This window comes from Mycobacterium sp. TKK-01-0059 (assembly GCF_000709305.1).
In the GTDB taxonomy this organism is placed as follows: domain Bacteria; phylum Actinomycetota; class Actinomycetes; order Mycobacteriales; family Mycobacteriaceae; genus Mycobacterium; species Mycobacterium intracellulare.
Map to the genome: position 1 here is coordinate 4,068,237 of NZ_KL446993.1, position 2,158 is coordinate 4,070,394.

Sequence of the window (2,158 nt, forward strand, 5' to 3'; positions counted from 1 at the left end):
CGCGCCGGGATCTGCGCGATCGCCTCGGTGAACGAGCCGCGCTCGCAGTAGTCCTCCCGGCATCGCCAGCGGGTCTTGTGCCACCGCATCATGATTCGACCCTTGCCGTACGGGATGTCCCGCGGCGACGTCGTCACCCGGCCCTTGAGCGAGGTGGAGAACACCCCACACGACGGACACGCCGCCCCCTCCTCCTCGGCAGTCGCCACATGCACCACACGCAGCGACCGTCACCAGACTGCATGCCGGGATTGGCTATGTGACCCCCAACGACGAACACGAAGGTCGAGGTGATGTCATCCGACAAAACCGTCGCGACGGACTCGCACGAGCACGCGAGAACCGCATCGCATACCGTCGAAACCGCGACGGTGCAGACCATAGAGAAAACCAATGAGCACGACCCGCCGTGGCTGGGTATTTACAACCGCGAACGGCTCATTAACTCAAACACACCTCACTGCGCCACGAAACCCACACCTCAGTCCATCGGCTCAACGCCGACTTCCGTGCCTACATCGACATCTTGGAACGACGACCCTCGCCCATACGTCTGGACCAAGGCCACCGACCAAATCTTGACCAGCATCGGCAACTACTGGACCAAAATTAATGACCCAGGACACTAATGCGCTTGCTTTTCTTCCGCAGGCTGCTCCGGATGCCGAGGCGACGCCGCCCCCCCGCCTTGACGACAAGTGCTAGTGCGGCCGCGCCCGGCACAAGGTAACGGCGCCACCCTAGCGCCTCCACGATCATTGCTACCGAGGCCGTACCCAAGACAAGTACTACAACGCCCGAACGGCGAATAGAGTCTAATCCCATGGCCAACAACTATAGCGTTCGTCGCGACCGTCTGGAAAGCAGGCCATGGGGGGACTGTGGATCTCACGGTGTTTTCGGCCTGACACGCTGAAGAATCACGCGATGACCTTCCATCATTCGGCCACACCTTGTCAGCGGCACGTGAAAACTGACCCCGCCGTGATCATGGCTTGGGCGACGACATCAGCGCTGCGGCCCTGAGGTAGATGCAGCAGCTGCACAAACCCGGTGCTGCGTTCAACGAGGGTGCCGATCTGGGAGGCCTGATTTTTGCCGATGATCAGATCGCCTTCCCAGTGCCCGGGCACGGCGCGGTCCGCGGCTTCGGCGGGCCGCTCGCTGATGTTGACCATGCCCGGGATATGGCGGTGCTCGGTGTTGGTGCGCCGGCCCGTGGGTTTGCGCAACGCCCGCCCGATGCGCAAGCACGTGGCCAGTTCCCGACGTAGTTCACCACGTCCTTGTACGTAAACCGCCTTGTAGATGGTCTCGTGGGACACCTGCATCTCCGGGCGGTCGGGATAGGTTTTGGCCAACGCCCCCGCGATCTGCTCGGGGCTGTACTTCTTGACCAACAACGCTTCCACTTCGGCGCGAAGCCTGTTGCAGCGCTTCAGCTTGCCCGTCTTGGGTCGACGAGCCCGCTCCTCGCTGCGGGCCAGGGCGATGCTGGCCCGATAACCCGACTTGGCGTCCCACCCGCCGCGATTGCCGCCAAACCGGTGCAGGGCTCGATAGCGGCCCATAGCTCCATGACATCGGCCATTGCCGTCAATCTCGCGCATGATCGTCGAGGGTGAGCGCCCTAACCGCCGAGCGATGGACCGAATCGACTCCCCTTGAGCAGTGCCAATCATGATCTCCTCGCGCTCGGCCATCGACAATCGTGGCCGAACCTGCCCCTTGGGACTGCTGAACCGCGGGTTCACCCCACCGAATCTGCGGAACCACATTTCGAAGTCTGAATGTTGCGAAGCATTCAGGCGAACGAAGGGACCGGGGGCCGTGTCTGACGGTACGACATTGTTGTTCGGGTTGCCCGGTGTGCGGGTCGAGCGTGTCGAGCGTTCAACTGACGGGATGCGTGTGGTGCATGTGGCGACTGCCGAGGAGGAGGGGGCGGCGTGTCCGTCGTGTGGGGTGTTCTCCACCTCGCTCAAGGGCCGGGTGACGACGTCGCCGCGGGACATCCCGTACGGCAAGGGTCGAATCATGATGCGGTGGCACAAGACCCGCTGGCGATGCCGGGAGGACTACTGCGAGCGCGGCTCGTTCACCGAGGCGATCGCGCAGATCCCGGCGCGGGCGCGGACCACCCGGCGGTTGCGCACCC

3 protein-coding genes and 1 pseudogene are annotated in these 2,158 nt (G+C 63.3%); 2 read left to right on the top strand and 2 right to left on the bottom strand.

Annotated elements, in window-relative coordinates; genetic code table 11:
- Positions 1-209: transposase family protein (locus K883_RS27055; protein WP_255358941.1), on the bottom strand; the 209-nt coding region annotated here is incomplete at its 3' end.
- Positions 210-460: 251 nt separating this feature from the next.
- Between K883_RS27055 and K883_RS28350 the strand changes: the two are divergent.
- Positions 461-629: pseudogene (locus K883_RS28350) on the top strand (IS630 family transposase); the annotation flags it as partial.
- Positions 630-956: 327 nt separating this feature from the next.
- Here K883_RS28350 and K883_RS19230 read toward each other — a convergent pair.
- Positions 957-1,703: an IS30 family transposase gene (locus tag K883_RS19230; protein ID WP_232518860.1), complete on the bottom strand. Its 747-nt coding sequence runs from the start codon at positions 1,701-1,703 to the stop codon at positions 957-959.
- A gap of 127 nt (positions 1,704-1,830) precedes the next feature.
- On the opposite strand from K883_RS19230, the gene K883_RS27060 reads away from it, so the two are divergent.
- The coding region (locus tag K883_RS27060; RefSeq protein ID WP_179945104.1) for a transposase family protein at positions 1,831-2,158 on the top strand (328 nt) is incomplete at its 3' end.

Coding starts and splice junctions, on each gene's coding strand:
- K883_RS19230 (WP_232518860.1), bottom strand. CDS start 1,703: ATGGCCGAGCGCGAGGAGATCATGATTGGCACTGCTCAAGGGGAGTCG.